This is a genomic window from Endobacterium cereale, assembly GCF_009617585.1.
Classification (GTDB): Bacteria; Pseudomonadota; Alphaproteobacteria; order Rhizobiales; family Rhizobiaceae; genus Neorhizobium; species Neorhizobium cereale.
Genome location: NZ_WIXI01000022.1, coordinates 255,861 through 276,618, shown reverse-complemented (window position 1 = coordinate 276,618; position 20,758 = coordinate 255,861). Strand labels below are relative to the sequence as shown.

The following is a 20,758-nucleotide window of genomic DNA, read 5'->3' as shown; positions in this document are numbered from 1 at the left end:
GTCAGCTCTCCTCAGACAATCTCCGGTCCATTTCCTGCACGGCTTCAAACAGCACGGCCGTTCCAAGCGCGATATCATTGGTTTCCGCCCATTCATCGGCGGAATGGCTGCGCCCGTCCTTGCAGGGCACAAAGATCATCGCTGCCGGTGCCACCTTGGCGATCCAGCCCGTGTCGTGACCGGCACCCGACGCCATGCGACGATGAGTGATGCCCGAACGGCCTGCAGTCTGTTCAAGGATGTCCAGCAGGCCGGCGTCACAAGGTGTGGCCACCACATGAGAAATCCGCTCCGGTGCAGCGATGGTCACACCCCAGCGTTCCGCCGTCTGTGTGGCGATCCGCTCAACCTGCGCAGAAAAAAGCTCCATGTCGCCGGCAAATTCGGCGCGCGCGTCAATCAGCATGCGCACCCGGGAGGGCACGACATTGGCGGCATTCGGCTCGATGGCGAATTCGCCAACAGTGGCTGTAAAATGTCCGGGCGTCTTCGAGAGTTCCAAGCCCGTTTCACGAATGGCCAGAACGATCTCGGAGGCTGCCACAAGCGCATCCTTGCGAAACGGCATCGTGGTCGTACCTGCGTGGTCCGCACGGCCTTCGATGATGATCTCGATACGGGTAATGCCGGAAATCGCCGTCACAACGCCTATATTGATGCCTTCACGCTCCAGCACCGTGCCCTGCTCGATATGCAGTTCGAGAAACCCCTTTATGTCGTCGCGGGCGGTCGCGGTCGTCACATCCCCACCCACTTCGGCGATGCCGTCAGCCAGGGTGCGGCCATCGGCCATGCGCTCCAGCCAGGCTTGCGGCCGTTGCCCGGTCATGCCGCGGCTGCCGATGCATGAGACACCGAACGGACTGACCTCTTCGGCCAGAAAGTCTACAACTTCCAGATCGTGATCGAGTTCGATGCCCCTGTCGGAAAGCGAGCGCGCCACTTCCAGAGCCGCAATCAACCCGGCAATGCCATCGAACCGCCCGCCTTCCGGTACCGTGTCCGAATGCGAACCGAGCATCAGCGTGCCAACGCCCTTCCTTCCGGGTCGGCGACCGATCAGATTGCCGGCATGGTCGATATGCGTTTCCAGCCCGGCATCTTTCATCCGTCGTTCCACATAGGCGCGACCCTCCAGAAACAGCGGTGAAAACGCCCTTCGTGTCCACGGTCGCCCCGGTTCGGTAATTTCGGAAAGCGCTTCGATATCCTGAGCAATACGGGTGGCATCGACCGGTAGATTGGACTTCATCAAATATCCCCTTTTAATATATGTCTCACTGGCGGCCGAATAAATTGGCCACGTCCCGGTTCCGCCATCACATGTCCCTCGCGGGCAGCCAGCCTGCCGCGCAGATAGGTCGCCTGCACGCTATAGGGCAGCCGAATGCCGTCATAGGGGCTCCAGCCGACGACATTGTTGCCATGCGCCGCTGCTTCATAAACGTTTTCTTCCGGTGTCAGCACCACGATATCGGCATCGCGCCCAACGGTCAGCGAACCCTTCACATGGTCAAGCGAAAATGCCTTGCCGGATTTTCCGCCATCAATTTTGCCGCCCATGTCAGCGAAATGCCGCGCTCCAGCGCACCTTTGACGAACAGCGGCACCATCACTTCCAGCCCCGGCACGCCGGAGGCATTTTTCAGCATGTCGGGATTGGTCTTGCGATCCTCCGACCAGCTTACATGGTCGGTCGAGACTAGCCACACCTTGCCGTCGGCGATCCTGCGCCAAAGCGCCTCCACCTCGGCGCGGGGACGAATGGGCGGGTTTATCTTGGCCTTGCCGCCAAGGCGTTTGACATCGTTTTCCTCATCCAGCGTCAGGTAATGGATGCAGCATTCGACGGTCGCTTCAAAACCATCGCGGCGATAGGCGGCCGCTATGTCGTAACCGCGGCCCAGCGAACAATGCACCACATGCGCCGGGCAGCCGGTCTGTGCGCCGGTTTCGAATATCGTGTGCATGGCCAGAAGCTCGGTAATCGGCGGGCGGGAAAGTCCATGCGCCCGCCAGTCGCTGATACTGCTGGCTTTGACGGTGGCCAGATAGGCCTGCACCGCCTCGTCATCTTCATTGTGCACACCGGCAGTCAATCCGGTCGGAGCAATGGCGGCAAAACAGGCGTCAAGCAGGGCAGGGGGAATGCGCGGAAACCGTTTTGGATCGGTGCCGAAAGTGGAGAACTTGAAGGCGGCGACACCTGCCTCGACCATTTCGGGAATACGGGCAGGACCCTCTTCGGGGTCGATCGTGCCGTAGAGTGCAAAATCCACACGTGCCTGTGGGGCTGCATGGTCGATCTTGCGTTTCACGGCCTCGGCCGAACAAACCAGATCGCCTTCGTCATAGGGCATGTCGACAATGGTGGTGACACCACCTGCTGCCGCCGAACGGGTGGACCAGACAAAATCCTCCTGATCCTTCTGGGACAGCGAGTGGACCTGCGCATCGATTGCGCCGGGCAGGATCAGCGCTCCATGACCGAGCAGATGTCGTTCGTGAGCTGCGGGCGGAACGCCGATGCCGATCTGGGCAATTTTACCCGCGTGCACGGCGACATAACCCTGATCGACAATACGGTCCGGCAGAACCACCGTTCCCTGCAGCACGAGATCGAAATCCGCCATTGCCCTGCCTCCCGGCTATCCTGCTTGACTTATGCTTCGTCTTTCATCGCCATTCATTCTGCCGCCTGAGCGCCAAAACTGCCCAGTGCGAAAAATCCATCGATAGCATGGATCGGCGAGATGGCGATAAGCTCGGTAAGGAACTCTTCCGAAGCAAGGTCTAACTCGATCGCCTCCACTTCTGCCGAAAGCGGCCGGTCGACGGTATAAAAATCCGCATGCCGGCGCACCACGTCGTAAACCAGTTTGGCTGCACCACCCGGCCTGTCGCTGCAGATATCCATCGCCTGTGCCGCGAGCAGCGCCTCCAGCGCCGCCAGACGTTTCAGCGCCTGCGTCTGCCGTTCAAACCGTTCGATCACCAGAGGCAGAAAAGCTGCCTCATCTTCCATACCGCCGGACACGACCAGCGACTGCGCCGAAACCGGATTGGTCATCGACAACACCCGCGAAAAGATTTCGCCGGCGAGCTTGATGATCGGCCCGAAACCGGTGGCGATGCGCCCGTGCGGCACGAGGTTCACCGGCAGGTCACGCCGTTGGCCATTACCGAGCAGAACACAGCGGTTGAAGGCATTCCGAGCCGCATGCGCCATGGTGAGCGAGGCGGATTCGAGCAGTACCGTTACGTCGAGAGGAAGGGAACCGCCGGAGGTCAGCACCCGGCCATCGACGATGACGGGATTGTCGTCCGAGCGTCCGGTCGCCGCCAGCACCTTGTGTCCCGCCGTCAGCACGGCTTCGAATACCGATCCGAAAACCTGCGCGATCATGCGCAAGCTAAGCGGATCCTGCACATGCGTGGCGGTCGGCCATTCCTGTCCGCCATCAGACCAGCCGCCGGATGCGTTGCACAGCCATTTGCCGATCATCGCCTCACGCGGGGTGCCGACATGGGTAACGGCAATCCATGGGTCACGCGAGCCACCCATTGCGGCAGATGCGGCAAGGCCTGTCGCCAGCATGGTGCGGATCGCACCGGCCGCCGCCCGCGTCGCCTCAGCGGCAGCGGCAAAACTGACGGAATTGACGCTGAGCGACGCAAGACTGTCACGCGGTGCCATCTTGAACGGTTTGAGACCGGCTTCATCGAAAGCCTGTGCGGCGGGGAGGCGGCGACCTCTATAATGCGCCTCACCAACACCGGTCAGCACCGCGCCGATCTGTCCCATCAGGCCGATATCGGCACAGCCGATCGAGCCCGTGCGGCGCACGACGGGAATGACGTCCGCCGCCAGCAGCGCCAGATAGGCTTCCACCAGATCGGTCGAGCAGCCGACATAACCGGTCAGCGCCGTGTTGACGCGCAGCGCCATGGCGTTGCGCACCACGGAAATCGGAAAGGGTTCGCCGGTGCCGAAATGGTGGGCGCGCACGAGGCCGAGATTAAACGCGTCGAGTTCTTCCGGCGACCATGCGACGTCTTTCATGGCTCCGACGCCGGTGGTGGCGCCATAGACGGGAATGCCGTCGTCTATCGCTTTTTCCAGCACTGCACGCGCCACTCGCACGCGGGCCAAACCTTCGGGATCTGCGGTGACTTGAACAGCGCCCTGACCAATGCGGATCAGTTCGGGAAAACCGAGCGGCTGGCCGGTCAGTTCGATGATGGTATGCGGGTCTGCGACGTCCTCTGCCGGACCCTGCTTTTCTGAATTCGTCATGTCATGCACGCTGTCGGATTTTTTCATCCTGTCTCCCCGTGCGCGGATTCTATCTGATCCGCAGCCCTCGCAACCGTGTCTGGCTGCGACAGGCCATGTCGTTCCTTCTTGTTCTGACCGTCAGGCCAGCATCACCGCAATCGCGACCAATGCGATCGCGATCACCCACAGAGCCAGTCGGCCGGAGCGGGTATGCCGCGCCTCGGCCTTGCCGATCGCTTCCGCTGTCTGGGCATCGAAGCGAATGCCGTGTTCGCTCATCTGCAACAGCTGGCCATGGAATTTCTCGGTCTTGGCGGCAATTTCCGGCAGGGCTTCCGCCAGTTTCACCGCAGCCGTCATGCCGTCCTTGAGGTCCGTCATGATCCTCTTTGGGCCGAGATTGTCACGGATCCATTGGCCGACGACCGGTTCGGATGCCTTCCACATGTTGAAACGCGGGTTGAGCATGCGCGACACGCCCTCGACCACGACCATGGTCTTTTGCAGCATGATCAGCTCGGGCCGCGTTTCCATCTCAAACAGGTCGGTCACTTCGAACAGCAGCGCCAGCAGACGCGCCATGGAAATGGTTTCGGCCGGCTGTCCGTGGATCGGCTCGCCGATCGCCCGGATCGCCTGCGCGAAGCTCGCAATATCATGGTGGCTCGGCACGTAACCGGCCTCGAAATGCACCTGCGCGACGCGCATGTAATCGCGGGTAATGAAGCCGTAGAGAATTTCGGCAAGGAAACGCCGTTCCTTTTTGCCAAGGCGTCCGACAATACCCATGTCTACGGCGACGATGATGCCTTTCGGATCGACGAACAGATTGCCGGGATGCATGTCGGCGTGGAAGAAACCGTCGCGCAGCGTATGGCGCAGGAAGGACTGGATCAGCGTTTCGGCAAGCTGGTCGAGATCGTGGCCGGCGGCGCGAAGAGCAGCCACGTCCGACATTTTCACGCCGTCGATCCACTCCATGGTGATGACGTCGCGGCCTGTGCGCTCCCAGTCCACGTTCGGCACGCGAAAACCGGGATCGTCCCTGGTGTTCTCGCCGATTTCCGAAAGCGCTGCTGCTTCCAGCCGCAGGTCCATTTCCAGCTTGGTGGTCTGTTCCAGCGTGCGTGTCACTTCAACGGGACGCAGGCGCCGAGAGGAGCGCATGAAGCGCTCCTGCATGTGTGCGACCAGATACATGCCCTCGATATCGTTGGCAAAGCGCTGACGCACGCCGGGGCGCACGACCTTCACGGCAACCTTCTTGCCCGCCACTTCGGCCGGATGCACCTGCGCGATGGAGGCTGCGGCAATCGGCTCACCGAAAGAGGTGTAAAGGTCATCGATCGGCCGACCGAGCGACGTTTCGATCTGGCCCTTGGAAATGGCGGTCGGGAAAAACGCCATCCGGTCCTGCAACAGCGCCAGATCGGCAGACCAGTCGACACCGACCACGTCCGGCCGGGTTGCCAGAAACTGGCCGATCTTCACATAGGAAGGTCCAAGCCGCGAGACGGCGCGGGCCAGCCGTTCGGCACGGCTTTCCTTGATGGAGCGCGGTTTGACAAAGATGCGGGTCAACGATTTGGCAAATGCCAGCATCGGCGGCATGCCTTGCGTTGGCAGTGCCGAGACCACGCCTTCGCGGACGAGAACCCAGCCCACGCGGCTCAGGCGGAAATAGGCGCCGATCGTGCTCATGCGATGCCCTTAAAGCTTCCAGCCGGAATGCAGGGCGGCAATGCCACCGGTGTAATTGGTGAAGCTGACACGCGAAAAACCGGCGGTGCGGATCATCGTCGCAAAGTTTTCCTGGTTGGGAAACTTGCGGATCGATTCCACCAGATATTGGTAGGGCTCGGCATCACCGGTGATCATCTTGCCGAACTGCGGGATGGCCTTGAACGACCACTCTTCATAAACGCGCTCCAGAAGCGGCAGGTCGACTTCCGAAAATTCCAAAACGAGAAGACGTCCACCACGCTTCAGCACGCGATAGGCTTCCGACAATGCTACGTCGATACGCGGCACGTTGCGAATGCCGAAGGCGATCGTATAGGCGTCGAAGGAATTGTTCTCGAAGGGCAGTTCTTCCGCGTTGGCTTCGACGAAGGTCAGGTTATCGGCGAGCTTCTTCTTGGTTGCGCGCTCGGCACCGACGCCCAGCATCGAACCGTTGATATCGAGAACCGTGCCCTTGGCCTGTTTGTCGGAGGCTTCGACGATACGGAAGGCGATATCGCCGGTGCCGCCTGCCACGTCGAGAAAGCGGTAACCGGCGTCCTTGCGCGGGTTCAAGGCATTGATCATCGCATCCTTCCAGATGCGGTGCATGCCGACCGACATGACGTCGTTCATCACGTCATAACGCTTGGCGACCTTGTGAAAGACGTCGTTGACGAGGCCCTGTTTCTCGCCAGTATTGACCTCGCGAAAACCGTAGGAGGTTTCCATGCCGCCGTCTGCCTGGGTTCGGGTCTCAGCCATGGAGTTGTCCTCTTTCTTGTCCCGCTTATGGGGCATGTGTCTGGTCGATCGGGCCATGGCGAATGGCCTGTCCGCACACTATGTGATGAAGTGCATGCGGCGTCTTATGCTTGGTCTATAGAGCAGTCCGCCGGACGTTGAAACAGGAAGTTAGGAAAGCCATGCCCGAATTGCCAGAGGTCGAAACCGTCCGTCGAGGCCTCTCGCCGGTCATGGAAGGCGCGACCGTCACAAAGCTGGAGCTTCGCCGCCCCGACCTGCGGTTTCCGTTTCCGGAAAATTTTGGTGATCGCATAGCAGGGCAGCGCATTGCTGCCTTGGGGCGCCGCGCCAAATATCTGCTGATCGACCTCGAAAACGGCATGACTGTGATTGCCCATCTCGGCATGTCCGGGTCCTTCCGAATAGAAGAAGGGGCAGGCGCTGAGCTGCCCGGCAATTTCCATCATGCCCGCTCCAAGGACGAAAAACACGATCACGTCATCTTTCATCTGACGACGCCGTCCGGCCCGATGCGTGTCATATATAACGACCCGCGTCGTTTCGGCTTCATGCATCTGTGGGCACGAACCGAACTCGATACCTATCCTGCCTTTGCCGAGCTTGGCCCGGAACCCACCGGCAATATTCTAGGGGCTGATCATCTGGCCAAACGCTTTGCCGGAAAGATCCAACCGCTCAAAAGCGCGCTCCTTGACCAGAGCAATATCGCGGGCCTGGGTAATATTTATGTCTGCGAGGCCTTGTGGCGTTCACATCTGTCGCCACTTCGGGCATCCGGCACCACCGTCACCCCGACCGGCAAACCGAAGAAAGAGCTGGTGGCTTTAACGCAAGCCATCCGTGAGGTCATCGCCGATGCCATCGCCGCCGGTGGCTCCTCGCTCAGGGATCATATCCAGACGGATGGCACGCTTGGTTACTTTCAGCATTCCTTCTCTGTGTATGATAGGGAAGGGCAGGCTTGCCGCACGCCGGAATGTACGGGCGTGATCCATCGCGTCACCCAGGCCGGGCGCTCGTCTTTTTATTGCCCGCAGTGCCAAAGGTGAGGTTGAGGTGGCGCGGCTTGCGAAAAGACTCGCAATCCGGGCAAAACCGGTGAAATTGCGCGTTGACGACTGGGCCCATTAAGGCTATACGCCCCTCCACAGTTGGGAAAGCCTGATCACGGCTTCCTCTATTGCTCCCGAATTGCTGAATGGTGAGGTCGCAACGACCCTTCGCGGCGATGGTGGAGTTTTGGTTCGAATTCGTAGAGAGGCATGAGATGGCCAATACAACTTCGGCGAAAAAGGCGACCCGCAAGATCGCTCGCCGTACCGCAGTCAACAAGGCTCGTCGTTCGCGCGTTCGTGGCTTCATCCGCAAGGTCGAAGAAGCTATCGCAACGGGTGACCTGACGGTCGCAGCAGCAGCCCTCAAGGCCGCTCAGCCGGAAATTCAGCGCGCCGCCACCAAGGGCGTCATGCATGGCAACACTGCAGACCGTAAGGTCTCGCGTCTTGCCAAGCGCGTTAAGGCCCTTTCGGCCTAATCAACGTCAAAATCGCTGTTATGAATAAAGCCTGGTCGTTGACCGGGCTTTTTCACGTTCCCGCTATGCGGGAATCCTTGTCCGGCTTATTTGACTAATTGATAACAAGTCAGTGACATAAAAATTCGTTGAAAATCAAATGCTTATGGAAGGAAAGGTTGCATTGCACTGATTTTTGGGGTGGGCTACCTGTCCGATTTTGAGTCAAGCGAATTTTTATTTTTTCGCTTATCGCGCGTCCAGTATTCCCCTCATTTTTGAATCCCGTTGATTCAAAAGAGATTCTCGAACAAGGACTTAAATCGATGCCGACTAGACCAGAAGAGTCAACGGGCGCCGTTTAATTTTGCGTAAAATTCGCTGTTGATCTTGTCAGGTGATCCTGCCTAAATGGCTCTCAACAAGAGGCGCGGGGAATTGTCGGGAACACTGACAAACGCCAAGTATAGAGTGGGCACTAAGACTCTCTAGACTCTTGTGACGGAAAGTTCAGTTTCCGTTTTTTCATATAACCAACGGTTGCACACCGTGAATTCGCAAGGATTCCGGCGCGGTTGGTTATTGCCGAATGCGTGGGGCCGGTGGCCGGCCCTATGGAGAGAAGAATTTGATGTCCCATGACGAGGATGGGGTGTCTCGGTCACATCGCGTATTGATGTGATCTGGAGCCGGGGAAAAGAGGGCTCCTGGTAAGTCGCGATCGGATCTTTGATCCGCGGGGCATTTAAAAAATTGCTGCGAGACGCAGGGCTCTTACGAGGAGAGACCGGCGGATCGCAATTTAACCAGTTCGACCTGGCGGTACAAAAGTATGGCCGCCGGGCGTGAGTAATATTGGAAGGCGGCACAGCAATGCAGATGAACACGGCTCCGATCCGGGCTTTTGGCGAAAGCGATACGGTACCGCAGACGTTGGATTCAGTTTGCTCCCAGGCGGCAGGGGAAAAATCTGAAATGCAGAATGATGCTCTTTTCGAGCGGTTCAGCGCGCGTCTGAAGGCGCAGGTTGGCCTTGAAGTCTACACGAGCTGGTTCGGACGTCTCAAACTTCATTCCGTTTCCAAGAGCGTTGTCCGGTTGAGCGTTCCCACGACCTTCCTGAAGTCGTGGATCAACAACCGTTATCTCGATCTCATCACCACCATCATTCAGGCCGAGGATTCCGAAGTCCTCAAGGTCGAGATTCTGGTGCGCACTGCCGGCCGTCCGGTCCGTGCCGGCGCTGAAGAGCGTCCGTCGGCCGCTGAGGCCGCACCGGCTTCCCAGCCTGCCCGTCGCCAGCCGCCGCGTGAAATCGGCCATATCGCGTCTTTCCCGACGCCAGTCCAGTCGGCTTCGGCATCTTCCACGCAGCGCCAGCCGTCCGCCGGCGGCCCGCTGTTCGGTTCGCCGCTCGATAGCCGCTACACGTTCGACACGTTTGTTGAAGGCCCGTCCAACCGCGTCGCCCTTGCTGCCGCCCGCACCATTGCGGATGCCGGTGCAAATGCCGTGCGTTTCAACCCGCTCTTCATCCATTCCGGCGTCGGTCTCGGCAAGACCCACCTTCTGCAGGCAATTGCCAACGCCGCCGTCAACAGCGACCGCAATCCGCGCGTCGTTTACCTGACAGCCGAATATTTCATGTGGCGTTTTGCCACCGCCATCCGCGACAACGATGCCCTGACACTCAAGGAATCGCTGCGCAATATCGATCTCCTGATCATCGATGACATGCAGTTCCTGCAGGGCAAGATGATCCAGAACGAGTTCTGTCACCTTCTCAACATGCTGCTCGACAGTGCCAAGCAGGTGGTTGTTGCTGCCGACCGCGCGCCTTGGGAACTGGAATCGCTCGATACCCGCGTTCGTTCGCGTCTGCAGGGCGGCGTCAACATCGAGATGGAAACACCGGACTACGAGATGCGCTTCGAAATGCTGAAGCGTCGCCTGGAAATCTCGCGTCAGGACGATCCGTCGCTGGATATTCCGGACGAGATCCTCAGCCACGTTGCTCGCAACGTTGCCAATAGCGGTCGCGAAATCGAAGGTGCGTTCAACCAGCTGATCTTCCGCCGCTCTTTCGAGCCGTCTCTGTCGCTTGAGCGCGTCGATGAGCTGCTGGCCCATCTGGTTGGCACCGGCGAAGCCAAGCGCGTCCGTATCGAGGACATTCAGCGCATCGTCGCCCGCCATTACAATGTTTCGCGCCAGGAACTGGTGTCGAACCGCCGCACCCGCGTCATTGTCAAGCCGCGCCAGATCGCCATGTATCTGGCAAAAACGCTGACGCCGCGTTCCTTCCCGGAAATCGGCCGTCGTTTTGGTGGCCGCGACCACACCACGGTTCTGCATGCCGTGCGCAAGATCGAGGATCTGATCGGCGGCGACACCAAGCTCGGCCAGGAAATCGAACTCCTGAAGCGCCTGATCAACGACAACAACGCCTGATCCTTAGCCGGATTCTTTCATCATGGCTCGGCCTGCCTCGCGCAGGGCGAGCCATAGATGTGTTATGGGGATTAAGAGCACCGCGCCGCTCAGAAACGGCAGCAGGGGCCATGACAAGGGGTCTCTTGAGGCGACTTGTGTTGAAATAATGAGCAGGAAAAGCAGTGGTAGGGCGGCGTATCCAAGGCCGAACTGGAAATCGCGCCTATAGTGGCTAAATCTCTCGATTGGTTCAAAAAGATAGGCCGTCGACAGTCTGCAAAAATTGATGATGGCCATCAGGCCGCTCAGGCATGTGAGCAGGGAGGTTATACCGATCAACGCGCTTTTGGGTGCGAAGCTCACTGCCGTAAAGAAAACAATGCCTACGATCGCTGAAAATCCCAGAAGTACGACGACGGGCAGACCAAGAATGATGAACTCGGCAAGATAGATGAGGCGGAACAGACGTCGGTTTCTCTTCGTCATGCCGCACACTTCCTTTCCTGAATTTCCGCATTTTTCCTCGCCTCGCTCAACCGCTGCCAGTTGCGCGCCGCATAACGATGCGCCTGCGCCAGTGCCAGCAGGAGCCCGATCTGCCGTACCGGCCAGAGCCAGCCGGCGGCGCGAAACTCCGTCATTCGCTCCACTTTCGTGCGGCCGTCTTCCAGCGGCGTCAGCGTAAATTCATCCTCCAGATGTCGCACCCAGTCGCGGCACCACACCGTGCTTGCGATCATCCTGTAGCGCAGCTTCCTGTTCTCCTCGAAGGTGACGATACGCTGATCGATCGTTCCGCGATCGGTCGTGCACTGGCGGGTACGCCCAAGCGCGCCTTCGCCCTCCAGCACTTTGCAGCTTACAGGCTTGGGAATGCCGAGGCGGAAAAGTAGTGGCTTCGTTTCATCCATGCGGGCCAGCAGGAAATTCGGCCAGATATGTTTCGGCTCGCTTTCAAAAATCCAGTGTGATCGGATCTGCATCTCGTCTCTCCTTTTTTGTTTGTATAATTAGGTAATCGTCTAAATGTTTTTCTGTCAACAATTAATTGATTGGCTAAATGACTTCTGGTAATGTGTGCCTATGTCGATGCAAATGATCTTCGAGGCGCTGTCCTCACCGGTGCGCCGGAAAATTCTTGCCTATGTCGCCCATCACGAGATGAATGCGGGCGATATCGCCGCGCGTTTCGACATGTCGAAACCGTCGATCTCGCAACATCTGCAATTGCTGGAGCATGCCGGTCTGGTGGCCAGCGAAAAGCGTGGCAAGTTCGTCTATTACAAGCAGGTGCCGGATACGTTGGCCTCGACGCTGACCGGTTTCGTCCAGGATGTCTGCCCGATCGGCGGGCCGATCAGGCGCGAAAGTGCCGAGCTTGCCCGCAAGGCCAAGGCAGGTGAGGCGGACAAACCGGCGGAATAGGGCGGGCATCACACACTGCACAATCTCCCCTTGACCACGAGCGATTGCAGGGCGCATGTCTTAGAAAACAAGACATGCCTGAGGGGCGAAAAAAGTGTTTCTTCTGTCCGTTGCCACCATCTGGGCGGTGGCCTGTATCACGCCCGGCCCAAGCACGTTGCTCGTCATGCGGTATGCACTCACTGCGCCGCGCCAAGTCGCGGTTGTCGCAGCTGCCGGCACCATAACCGGCACATTTTTCTGGGGGCTTGCCGGCTGGCTAGGCATCAATGCCTTGTTCCAGACAGCACCCTTTGCCTATCTGGTGCTAAAAATCGTCGGTGGACTTTATCTGGTCTATCTCGGTATCAAGATCCTTCGCGATCTGCGTCGCTCCGGGCCGATGGCGGAACTGGCGGATCGAAAGATCGACGTGCCGCTGAAAACTGCCTATCGCATGGGGCTTGCCACCAATCTCGCCAATCCCAAATCAGCTTTGTTCGTGGCATCGCTGTTTGCCGCCACTATGCCGGTCGGGACGCCATTCTTTTACGGGCTGGCGGCCATTGTGGTGATGATTACGATCTCGACCCTCTATTACACTTGCCTTGTTGGCCTCATTACCCATCCGCGCGTTGCCGCCGGTTATCTGAAAGCCAAAAAGAAGATCGATCTCGGCGTCGGCATGGTGTTTCTGGGTTTTGGCACCAAGCTGATGTTGTCGCGATAGGAGAGGGTCATGACGGAGCCGCAGGATCTCACCAGCCGGTTCTATGCGAACAATGCCAAAATCTATGTCGAACACGCTGATAGTCCTAGCCGCGAGCGTCTCGATCCCTTTCTCGCACGCCTGACAAAAGGCGCCAGAATTCTGGAGCTTGGCTGCGGCAACGGGCGCGACAGCGCGGAAATGCTGTCCCTAGGTTTTCGCGTGACACCCACCGACGGCATTGCCGAAATCGCTGCCGAGGCGTCACGTCGTCTGAAAATGCCGGTCTCGGTCCTGCCCTTTGATGAGATCGACGCAGTGTCCGCCTTCGATGGTGTCTGGGCCAATGCCTGCCTTCTGCATGTGCCGCGCGCGCAACTCGGTTCCGTGCTTGCCCGCATCCATCGGGCACTGCGCCCCGGTGGTGTTTTTTATGCCAGTTTCAAGGCTGGGCAGGCGGAAGGGCATGACGCTCTCGGTCGTTATTTCAACTACCCGTCCGAGCCTTGGCTGAAAGCGCTTTGCGAAACGCTGCCGTGGCAGATGCTTGGCTTCGACCTGAACCACGGCGGTGCCTATGACGGCCAACCAACCGACTGGCTGCATCTTCTGGCGGTCAAGGCGTGATGGTCAGCCAGCGCTGCGTGCGATCACGATGATTTCGCGGCTATCCGCCGCAAATGCCGATCCGTCCCAGTCGCCAAGCCAGGTCACGTCTGCAAACCCGGCGTCCGCCAGAAGCGTCGAAATCGTCTCCTGTGACGGAAAACGCAAGGTGCTGTCACTTGTCTCGCGTCTGGCGGTACCGATGAAGTCGAACACGCTTTCAAAAGTCACCCGTTCGTCGTCGACCGCAAGAAGCTGGTGATGGACGTCAACGTCACCTACGTCACCGACAGCGATCCGCCGTCGGGTTTTCTCCTCGGTCCAGTCAGCGAAAGTCCGAACCAGCGGGTTACGGCTATCAAACGCCAGACGGCCACCCGGTTTCAGATGCCGGCATATGTTTTCCAACGCGGCCAGCGTTTCGGCCCCGTCGAGAAAAACCTGGAACACATGTCCCGTCATCACCACGAGATCGAAACGCTTGTCGCTGACAAAGTCGGCCGCGGTTGCCGCAACCCATTCTACAAGACTGTCGGCATCGTTCTGTTGGGCGACCGTCAGCATGCCTTCTGCTGGCTCCACGCCTGTGACGTTATGTCCGGCCTCGGCGTAAAGCCGGGTCAACAGGCCGGTGCCGCAGCCGATATCGAGGATGGACGAGTGTCCGGCGACCAGCCGCAGATAAAAATCGGTATCCGGGCCGGCCGGATTGAGCACGTCGTAAAGTCGGGCAAGGTCGGTGCGGGCAAAAGCGTCATCGACCGGCATGTCAAAACCTCAAAAGGCCAGATCAGCCACCACGGCATCGAGGATCAACATGCCGGAGGGCGTGCAGCGAAGCCTTGAATTGCCGATGCGTTCGATAAACCCGTGTTCCAGTAAAGTCTGTTCGCGCTCCGGGTTGGGGTCGCGGCCGGAAAGCTGGCTCCAGCGGGCAAGGTCGACGCCCTCGGTCAGGCGCAGGCCCATCAGCAGCAGTTCGTCGGCCATCTCGTCGAAGCCAAGCTGTTCCTGTTCCACCATGCCATGGTCATGCGCTTCCACGAGGTCGAGCCAGGCTTCCGGCTTGCGCTCGGTGGCGGTGGCGATCTTGAACGAACCGCGCGACAGGCGACCATGCGCGCCGGGGCCGATGCCGGCATAATCGCCGTAACGCCAATAGGTCAGGTTATGGCGGCTTTCCGCGCCGGGCACGGCGTGGTTGGACACTTCATAGGCCGGCATGCCAAAACGCGCGGTAATTTCCTGCGTCGCCTCGTAAAGATCGGCGGACTGGTCACCATCCGGCACGATCAGCTTTCCGGCCTTGTGCAGGCCATAGAAGGGTGTGCCTTCCTCGATGGTCAGCTGGTAGAGCGACAGATGATCGACGGCAAAGTCGATGGCCTGATGCAGTTCCTTTTCCCACTCGGCCACGGTCTGTTTCGGACGGGCATAGATCAGGTCGAAGGACATGCGTGGAAAGATGTCGCGCGCCAACTTGATCGCCTTCAGCGCGTCTTCCACGTCATGCAGGCGGCCCAAAAATTTCAGGTCGCGGTCGTTCAGCGCCTGCACGCCCAGCGACACACGATTGACGCCACCGGCGCGGTAACCGCGAAAACGCTCGGCCTCGACGCTGGAAGGATTGGCTTCCATGGTGATCTCGATGCCATCGGGCATGTGCCAGTTTTTGGCAATGCCGTCGAGAATGGCCGACACCGTGTTCGGATGCATCAGCGACGGCGTGCCGCCGCCCAGAAACACGCTTGTCACGGTTTTCGGGCCGCTCATCTGCCGCATCCACGCCATTTCCTTCAGGAAAGCGGCGGTGAACCGTTCCTGATCGACCGGCTGGTGGCGGACATGGCTGTTGAAGTCGCAGTAGGGACACTTGGCGGCACAGAAGGGCCAATGCACATAGACCCCGAAACCGGGTTCACCGGTATCGGGCAGAAGTTTGGCATGGCGGTCGAGCACGGTGTCCATAGGGTGTTGTTTACGCTTCCAGGCAGGTTTCGACAAAAATCTTGAAGGCGCGCGCGCGGTGAGAAAGCGCTTCCGCATCGCCGGGCTTCCAGCCGTGCTTTTCTTCGGCCGTCATTTCGCCGAATGTGGTGTCAAAGCCCTGCGGCTGAAAGATAGGGTCATAACCAAAACCATCGGCGCCGCGCGGCGGCCAGGCGATCGTGCCCTCGACTTCGCCTCTAAACATCTCGGTGTGGCCGTCGGGCCAAGCAAGGCAGAGCACGCTGACGAAACGCGCGGTACGCTTGTCCGCCGTGGTCGCACCCTTGTCCTGCAAAGCGGTTTCCACCTTTTGCATCGCCCAAGGAAAATCGCGGCTGCCATCCTCGCGTTCGGTCCAGTTGGCGGTATAGACGCCCGGTGCGCCGTCGAGCGCGTCGATCACGAGACCGCTGTCGTCGGAAAGCGCAGGCAGGCCGGAAGCCTTGGCAGACGCCAGAGCCTTGATGGCTGCGTTTTCTTCAAACGTCGTGCCGGTCTCATCCGGCTCCTGGAATTTCAGTTCTGCCGCCGATTTTGCCGAAAAACCGAAGGGACCGATCAGGTCGGCGATCTCGCGGATTTTTCCGGCATTGTGGCTGGCAACGACAATGGTGCGGGTCTCGAGCTTGCGCATGGGCGGTCCTTCAAAGATTCCAGAGTTTGGGTTCGGCGCATTCCAGGCTGTTACCGGCCGGATCGCGGAAATAGATCGATCGCGCGCCGTTCGGCCAGCGAAAGTCGCTTTCGATGGAAACGCCCGCCTTGTTGAGCTTTTCGGCGATCAAGTCAATCGTTTCCGGGCTGACGCGGAAACAGGCATGGCCCGCACCCGTCGTGCCATGGACCGGAACCGGCAGACTTTCCGGCGAGGGTGGCTTGATGGTCTCTGTGCGGTTGAAGATCAGAAGGATGCCGGGGCCGCAACGGAAGAAGATGTGGCGGTTGTCGGCGCGTGAGATTTTTTCGAGGCCAAGAAGTGTGCCGTAAAAAGCTTCGGCGGTATCAAGATCATCGACATAGAGCGCAGTTTCGAGAATACCGTCGATCATGGCTATCCCATATCGGTTGCGTGCATCGATCAATCGGCATGCAGCGTATGGCCGTTTGGCTGCCAGTGCTTATCGGACTTGCAACGGGCATGTTTCTGATCGCCGCCAGTCTCTGGTGGGCGGTCCACCCTATTGGAGTGGGCCGGAAAGCGATCCTGCTAGAAGCCCGCGAAATCGGCCATGAGCCCGGTGACGCCGCAAACGTCTATGGTGCGGGCAGCGACGATAGCTGATCGCCGTCCGCCCATGATAGTCACTGGCCCGCGATGACCGCCTTCTGCATCGCCACCAGTTCGGCGGTGCCGGCGGTCGCCAGATCCAGCAGCGTCAAAAACTCTTCGCGGCTGAACGGCTTGCCTTCGGCCGTGCCCTGAACCTCGACGATGCCGCCGGAGCCGGTCATCACGAAATTGGCGTCGGTTTCGGCAGCGGAATCCTCGAGGTAGTCGAGGTCGATCACCGATTGGCCGGCAAAGATTCCGCAGGAAATGGCGGCGACATGGTCTTTCAGCACCTTGTCGACCTTCACCATGTTGCGGGCTTCCATCCACTTCAGGCAATCATGCAGGGCAATAAAGCCGCCGGTGATGGCTGCCGTGCGCGTGCCGCCATCCGCCTGGATGACGTCGCAATCGATGGTGATCTGCTTTTCGCCCAGTGCTTCCAGATCGACGACGGCGCGAAGGCTGCGGCCGATCAGGCGCTGGATTTCCTGCGTACGGCCGCCCTGCTTGCCAGTGGCAGCTTCGCGCCGCATACGGTCGCCGGTGGCGCGCGGCAGCATGCCGTATTCGGCCGTCACCCAGCCCTTGCCGGAATTGCGCAGCCACGGTGGCGTCTTTTCTTCGAGGCTTGCCGTGCACAGCACATGCGTCTCGCCGAATTTCACGAGGCACGAGCCTTCCGCGTGCTTGGAAAAATTGCGCTCGAAAGAGATCTTGCGCATCTGGTCGGTTTTTCTGCCTGAAGGCCGCATGCTTTACTCCATGAATATGGTGATCGCGTTTCTAGAACTGTGGGATCGCTTTTGCAAAGGAAAAGCCGAATGGTAAGCATAAGCGGCGAAGCTGCTTTTCCCTTTTGCCATGGCCGGCGCGGCATTATATTTGCATTGTCAGACGACGAAGGTTCGCAGGCAGGGTAAAGAGAAAAATGGCATTTTCGGCATCGACAGGCAGCGAATCCATCCTCGACGACCGTTCGCGCGAAATCTTTCGTCGCATCGTCGAAAGCTATCTGGAAAATGGTGAACCGCTCGGCTCGCGCAATCTGTCGCGGCTTCTGCCGATGTCGTTGTCGCCGGCCTCGGTGCGCAATGTCATGAGCGATCTCGAAGAGCTTGGCCTCATCTATTCGCCGCATATCAGCGCCGGCCGCCTGCCGACCCAGACGGGCCTGCGTTTCTTTGTCGATGCCTTCATGCAGGTAGGGGATCTTTCGCCGGAAGAACGCGCCAATATCGATCGTGAGGTGCGGGCGTCGGATCGCGGCCAGCCGATCGAGAGCATGTTGACCGAGGCGAGCCGCATGCTGTCGGGCGTTTCACGCGGTGCCGGTATCGTCATCACCTCGAAAAGCGATCCGGTCCTCAAACATGTGGAGTTCATCCGGCTTGAACCCACCAAGGCGCTCGCCATTCTCGTCGGCGAACACAATCAGGTGGAAAATCGAGTCATCGATCTGCCTGCGGGCATAACTTCGTCGCAGCTCACCGAGGCCGCCAATTACGTCAACGCGCATCTGACCGGCCAGACCCTGCCGGACCTGCGCAGCCAGATCACCAGGCTCCAGGAGCAGGTGAAGGGTGAGCTCGATGCGCTGTCGCAGGATCTGGTCGCGCGTGGCCTTGCCGTCTGGTCGGGCGATAATGGCGAAGGCAAGCCGGCGCAGCTGATCGTGCGCGGCCGCGCCAACCTCCTTCAGGGTTTGGAAGGGGCCGATGACATGGATCGTCTGCGGCTTTTGTTTGATGATCTCGAAAAGAAGGACAGTCTGATCGAGATCCTCAATCTTGCCGAAAGCGGGCCGGGTGTGCGCATCTTCATCGGTTCAGAAAACAAGCTGTTTTCGCTTTCCGGCTCGTCGCTCATTGTCGCACCCTATCGCGACGGCGAGGATCGTATCGTCGGCGCCGTCGGCGTCATCGGCCCGACACGGCTCAATTATTCGCGCATCGTGCCCATGGTGGATTACACAGCACAGCTTCTGGCCCGCATGTCGCGCACCCCTGTTTGACCGGCATTTTTGTCGGCTTGCCGCTTGATCGCCTCAAAGCCTTGATTTTTTCGGCTCAAACCCTGATATCGGGGCCACTTCACACGAACACCACCCGGAGACCGTCATGACCGACGAAACCAAGAACAACGGCACTGACGCGGCAGCCACCGAAAACACTGCCGAAGCCGTGGCGTCCGCGATGGACGATACTGCCGCAAACGAAGCCGACATCGCCGAGTTTGACCCGATCGCGGAACTGCAGGCGGAAAATGCCGATCTGCGCGACCGTTTCGTGCGCCTTGCCGCCGATATGGATAATCTGCGCCGCCGCACCGAGCGGGAACTGAAGGATGCCAAGGTTTACGGCGTCACCAGTTTTGCCCGCGACATGCTCGGCGTGTCCGACAATCTTCGCCGTGCTCTGGATGCCGTCCCGGCTGAAATGCGCGCTGCTGCGGATGCCGGCCTGACCACGCTTCTTGAAGGCGTGGAAATGACGGAACGCTCCATGCTGTCGACGCTTGAACGCCATGGCGTGAAAAAGATCGAGCCGGAAGGCGAAAAGTTCGACCCGAACTTCCATCAGGCCATGTTCGAAGTGCCAAACCCGGCGGTGCCGAACAACACCGTCGTGCAGGTCGTTCAGGACGGTTACAAGATCGGCGAGCGCGTGCTTCGTCCGGCCATGGTCGGCGTTGCCAAGGGCGGCCCGAAGGTCGAAGTGGCGGAAGCTGCGGACAAGGCCTGATCGCTTATATCCATTCAACAAAAAGCCCGGGTATGGATGATACCCGGGCTTTTTGTTTGTGAAATTGAAAAATGCCTCAGGCTGCGTTGGAAGCCTGTTCCTCGTTGAGGAAGGCATAGATGGCCGAGGCTGAATCGGTGGCGCGCAGCTTGGCCACCAGATCATGGTCGCGCAGCACGCGGGCAATGCGCGAAAGCGCCTTCAGGTGATCGGCACCGGCACCCTCAGGGGCAAGCAGCAGGAAAACCAGATCAACCGGTTCGTCGTCCAGGGCCTCGAAATCGACAGGTGCGTCGAGGCGGGCAAACAGGCCGACGATCTGCGAGATCGAGGTCAGCTTGCCGTGCGGAATGGCAATGCCATGGCCGACGCCGGTGGAGCCGAGACGCTCGCGCTGCACGATCACGTCAAAGATCTCTCGCTCATTGACGCCGGTCAGTTTGGCGGCTTTTGCAGCCAGTTCCTGCAGCAATTGCTTTTTGGAATTCACCTTCAAGCTGGGGATAATCGCATCTTGCTGCAGCAGATCTGCCAAAGCCATTCTTCTCATCCTTTTGCCACCCACCGGGGCGAGGGGAGCGGATTCTTAACCGCTCCCGACAAGTCTCTTATCCTTTGATATTGGCGGCGTCGACCCAGCCAATATTGCCGTCGTTACGGCGGTAAACGATGTTCAGTTCCTTGTCCGGGCTACGGAACAGAAGAACTGGTTCATCGGTCATATCGAGCGCCATCACAGCTGTGGCCACCGTCATGGTGCGCAGCTGCTTGGAGCTTTCGGCGACGATGGTCGGAGCAAAATCCTCCGCCACTTCCTGGTCGTCGTCAGGAATGGAATCCATGATCGCGTATGCGACGTCCTCAGAACTATTGCCGTTGGCATGATGGTCCTTAAGGCGACGCTTGTAGCGACGCAGACGCTTTTCGATCCGTTCTGCAGCAGCATCGAAGCTCAGCTGCGGATCGTTCGCCTCACCGGCTGCGTGGAAAACCACGCCCGAATCCAGGTGGATCTTGCAATCTGCCGAAAAGCGCGAAGAACCCGCCTTCTCGACGATCACCTGGCTGGAATATCCCCCGTCGAAGTATTTGGTAACCGCATCGCCGATATGGCTTTCGATCTTCTGACGGAACGAGTCGCCAATCTCCATATGCTTTCCAGATACACGCACACTCATGGATTGTTTCCTTCTTGTCGTGACTTGCACGAACCAGTTTACGCCAAGCCGCGGATGCATCCAAGCTCTTCACGCGGTGATGAGGCAAATTGCGCTGTCAGGTCATAATTGAGGGATCAAGGGTGCGGCGCATATCTCCAAGC

Annotated in this window: 21 protein-coding genes and 1 pseudogene; 8 read left to right on the top strand and 14 right to left on the bottom strand. The window is 59.1% G+C overall.

The window, feature by feature from the left end; translation table 11 throughout:
• Position 1: 1 nt before the first annotated feature.
• From GAO09_RS01570 to ubiE, 5 genes and pseudogenes are all read right to left on the bottom strand, one after another.
• Positions 2-1,252, bottom strand: a complete 1,251-nt coding sequence (locus tag GAO09_RS01570; protein WP_153352299.1) for a Zn-dependent hydrolase — start codon at positions 1,250-1,252, stop codon at positions 2-4.
• Positions 1,252-2,633 (bottom strand): annotated as a pseudogene (locus GAO09_RS01565) (dihydroorotase). The gene GAO09_RS01570 and the pseudogene GAO09_RS01565 overlap by 1 nt, the downstream one beginning before the upstream one ends.
• 53 nt (positions 2,634-2,686) lie before the next feature.
• Positions 2,687-4,297 (bottom strand): aromatic amino acid ammonia-lyase, encoded by a 1,611-nt coding sequence (locus GAO09_RS01560; RefSeq protein WP_153352689.1) that lies wholly within the window; start codon positions 4,295-4,297, stop codon positions 2,687-2,689.
• A gap of 120 nt (positions 4,298-4,417) precedes the next feature.
• Positions 4,418-5,980, bottom strand: coding sequence for a 2-polyprenylphenol 6-hydroxylase (gene ubiB / locus GAO09_RS01555; protein ID WP_153352298.1), 1,563 nt, complete (start codon positions 5,978-5,980; stop codon positions 4,418-4,420).
• Positions 5,981-5,989: 9 nt separating this feature from the next.
• Positions 5,990-6,766 (bottom strand): bifunctional demethylmenaquinone methyltransferase/2-methoxy-6-polyprenyl-1,4-benzoquinol methylase UbiE, encoded by a 777-nt coding sequence (gene ubiE / locus GAO09_RS01550; protein WP_153352297.1) that lies wholly within the window; start codon positions 6,764-6,766, stop codon positions 5,990-5,992.
• Positions 6,767-6,927: 161 nt separating this feature from the next.
• Between ubiE and mutM the strand changes: the two genes are divergently transcribed.
• From mutM to dnaA, 3 genes are all read left to right on the top strand, one after another.
• Entirely contained in the window at positions 6,928-7,818 is an 891-nt protein-coding gene (gene mutM, locus GAO09_RS01545; RefSeq protein ID WP_153352296.1) for a bifunctional DNA-formamidopyrimidine glycosylase/DNA-(apurinic or apyrimidinic site) lyase, read from the top strand.
• Positions 7,819-8,036: 218 nt separating this feature from the next.
• A complete protein-coding gene (gene rpsT, locus GAO09_RS01540; protein ID WP_132276416.1) occupies positions 8,037-8,303 on the top strand; it encodes a 30S ribosomal protein S20 in 267 nt (88 codons plus the stop codon).
• 852 nt (positions 8,304-9,155) lie between these two features.
• Positions 9,156-10,733, top strand: coding sequence for a chromosomal replication initiator protein DnaA (dnaA, locus tag GAO09_RS01535; RefSeq protein ID WP_153352295.1), 1,578 nt, complete (start codon positions 9,156-9,158; stop codon positions 10,731-10,733).
• A 3-nt stretch (positions 10,734-10,736) separates the two neighbouring features.
• On the opposite strand, the gene GAO09_RS01530 is transcribed toward dnaA, so the two are convergent.
• The gene (locus tag GAO09_RS01530; RefSeq protein ID WP_153352294.1) at positions 10,737-11,201 is read right to left on the bottom strand and encodes a hypothetical protein; all 465 of its coding nucleotides are present in this window, start codon (positions 11,199-11,201) and stop codon (positions 10,737-10,739) included.
• The gene (locus GAO09_RS01525; RefSeq protein ID WP_209018566.1) at positions 11,198-11,698 is read right to left on the bottom strand and encodes an SRPBCC family protein; all 501 of its coding nucleotides are present in this window, start codon (positions 11,696-11,698) and stop codon (positions 11,198-11,200) included. The genes GAO09_RS01530 and GAO09_RS01525 overlap by 4 nt, the downstream gene beginning before the upstream one ends.
• Before the next feature lie 106 nt (positions 11,699-11,804).
• On the opposite strand from GAO09_RS01525, the gene GAO09_RS01520 reads away from it, so the two are divergent.
• The 3 genes from GAO09_RS01520 (at position 11,805) to GAO09_RS01510 (ending at position 13,455) form a co-directional block, all read left to right on the top strand.
• Entirely contained in the window at positions 11,805-12,140 is a 336-nt protein-coding gene (locus tag GAO09_RS01520; protein ID WP_153352687.1) for a metalloregulator ArsR/SmtB family transcription factor, read from the top strand.
• 94 nt (positions 12,141-12,234) lie between these two features.
• The gene (locus GAO09_RS01515) at positions 12,235-12,849 is read left to right on the top strand and encodes a LysE family translocator (RefSeq protein WP_324184953.1); all 615 of its coding nucleotides are present in this window, start codon (positions 12,235-12,237) and stop codon (positions 12,847-12,849) included.
• A gap of 9 nt (positions 12,850-12,858) precedes the next feature.
• Positions 12,859-13,455 (top strand): class I SAM-dependent methyltransferase, encoded by a 597-nt coding sequence (locus tag GAO09_RS01510; protein ID WP_153352293.1) that lies wholly within the window; start codon positions 12,859-12,861, stop codon positions 13,453-13,455.
• Between the two features lie 3 nt (positions 13,456-13,458).
• On the opposite strand, the gene GAO09_RS01505 is transcribed toward GAO09_RS01510, so the two are convergent.
• The 5 genes from GAO09_RS01505 to rph all read right to left on the bottom strand — a co-directional run bounded on the left by GAO09_RS01505 (position 13,459) and on the right by rph (position 17,448).
• Positions 13,459-14,202, bottom strand: coding sequence for a class I SAM-dependent methyltransferase (locus GAO09_RS01505; protein ID WP_153352292.1), 744 nt, complete (start codon positions 14,200-14,202; stop codon positions 13,459-13,461).
• 9 nt (positions 14,203-14,211) lie between these two features.
• Positions 14,212-15,402, bottom strand: coding sequence for a radical SAM family heme chaperone HemW (gene hemW, locus GAO09_RS01500; protein ID WP_153352291.1), 1,191 nt, complete (start codon positions 15,400-15,402; stop codon positions 14,212-14,214).
• 10 nt (positions 15,403-15,412) lie between these two features.
• Complete coding sequence (gene rdgB, locus GAO09_RS01495) at positions 15,413-16,057, bottom strand: RdgB/HAM1 family non-canonical purine NTP pyrophosphatase (RefSeq protein ID WP_153352290.1); 645 nt, start codon at positions 16,055-16,057, stop codon at positions 15,413-15,415.
• A 10-nt stretch (positions 16,058-16,067) separates the two neighbouring features.
• Positions 16,068-16,472, bottom strand: a complete 405-nt coding sequence (locus tag GAO09_RS01490; RefSeq protein ID WP_153352289.1) for a VOC family protein — start codon at positions 16,470-16,472, stop codon at positions 16,068-16,070.
• A gap of 253 nt (positions 16,473-16,725) precedes the next feature.
• A complete protein-coding gene (gene rph, locus GAO09_RS01485; protein WP_153352288.1) occupies positions 16,726-17,448 on the bottom strand; it encodes a ribonuclease PH in 723 nt (240 codons plus the stop codon).
• Between the two features lie 176 nt (positions 17,449-17,624).
• Between rph and hrcA the strand changes: the two genes are divergently transcribed.
• A complete protein-coding gene (hrcA, locus tag GAO09_RS01480) occupies positions 17,625-18,707 on the top strand; it encodes a heat-inducible transcriptional repressor HrcA (RefSeq protein ID WP_153352287.1) in 1,083 nt (360 codons plus the stop codon).
• Between the two features lie 106 nt (positions 18,708-18,813).
• Positions 18,814-19,437, top strand: a complete 624-nt coding sequence (gene grpE / locus GAO09_RS01475) for a nucleotide exchange factor GrpE (RefSeq protein WP_153352286.1) — start codon at positions 18,814-18,816, stop codon at positions 19,435-19,437.
• Between the two features lie 76 nt (positions 19,438-19,513).
• Here grpE and ptsN read toward each other — a convergent pair whose 3' ends face one another.
• Together ptsN and hpf are read right to left on the bottom strand one after the other, a co-directional pair.
• Positions 19,514-19,978: a PTS IIA-like nitrogen regulatory protein PtsN gene (ptsN, locus tag GAO09_RS01470; RefSeq protein ID WP_153352285.1), complete on the bottom strand. Its 465-nt coding sequence runs from the start codon at positions 19,976-19,978 to the stop codon at positions 19,514-19,516.
• A 67-nt stretch (positions 19,979-20,045) separates the two neighbouring features.
• Complete coding sequence (gene hpf / locus GAO09_RS01465; protein ID WP_153352685.1) at positions 20,046-20,615, bottom strand: ribosome hibernation-promoting factor, HPF/YfiA family; 570 nt, start codon at positions 20,613-20,615, stop codon at positions 20,046-20,048.
• Positions 20,616-20,758: the final 143 nt, after the last annotated feature.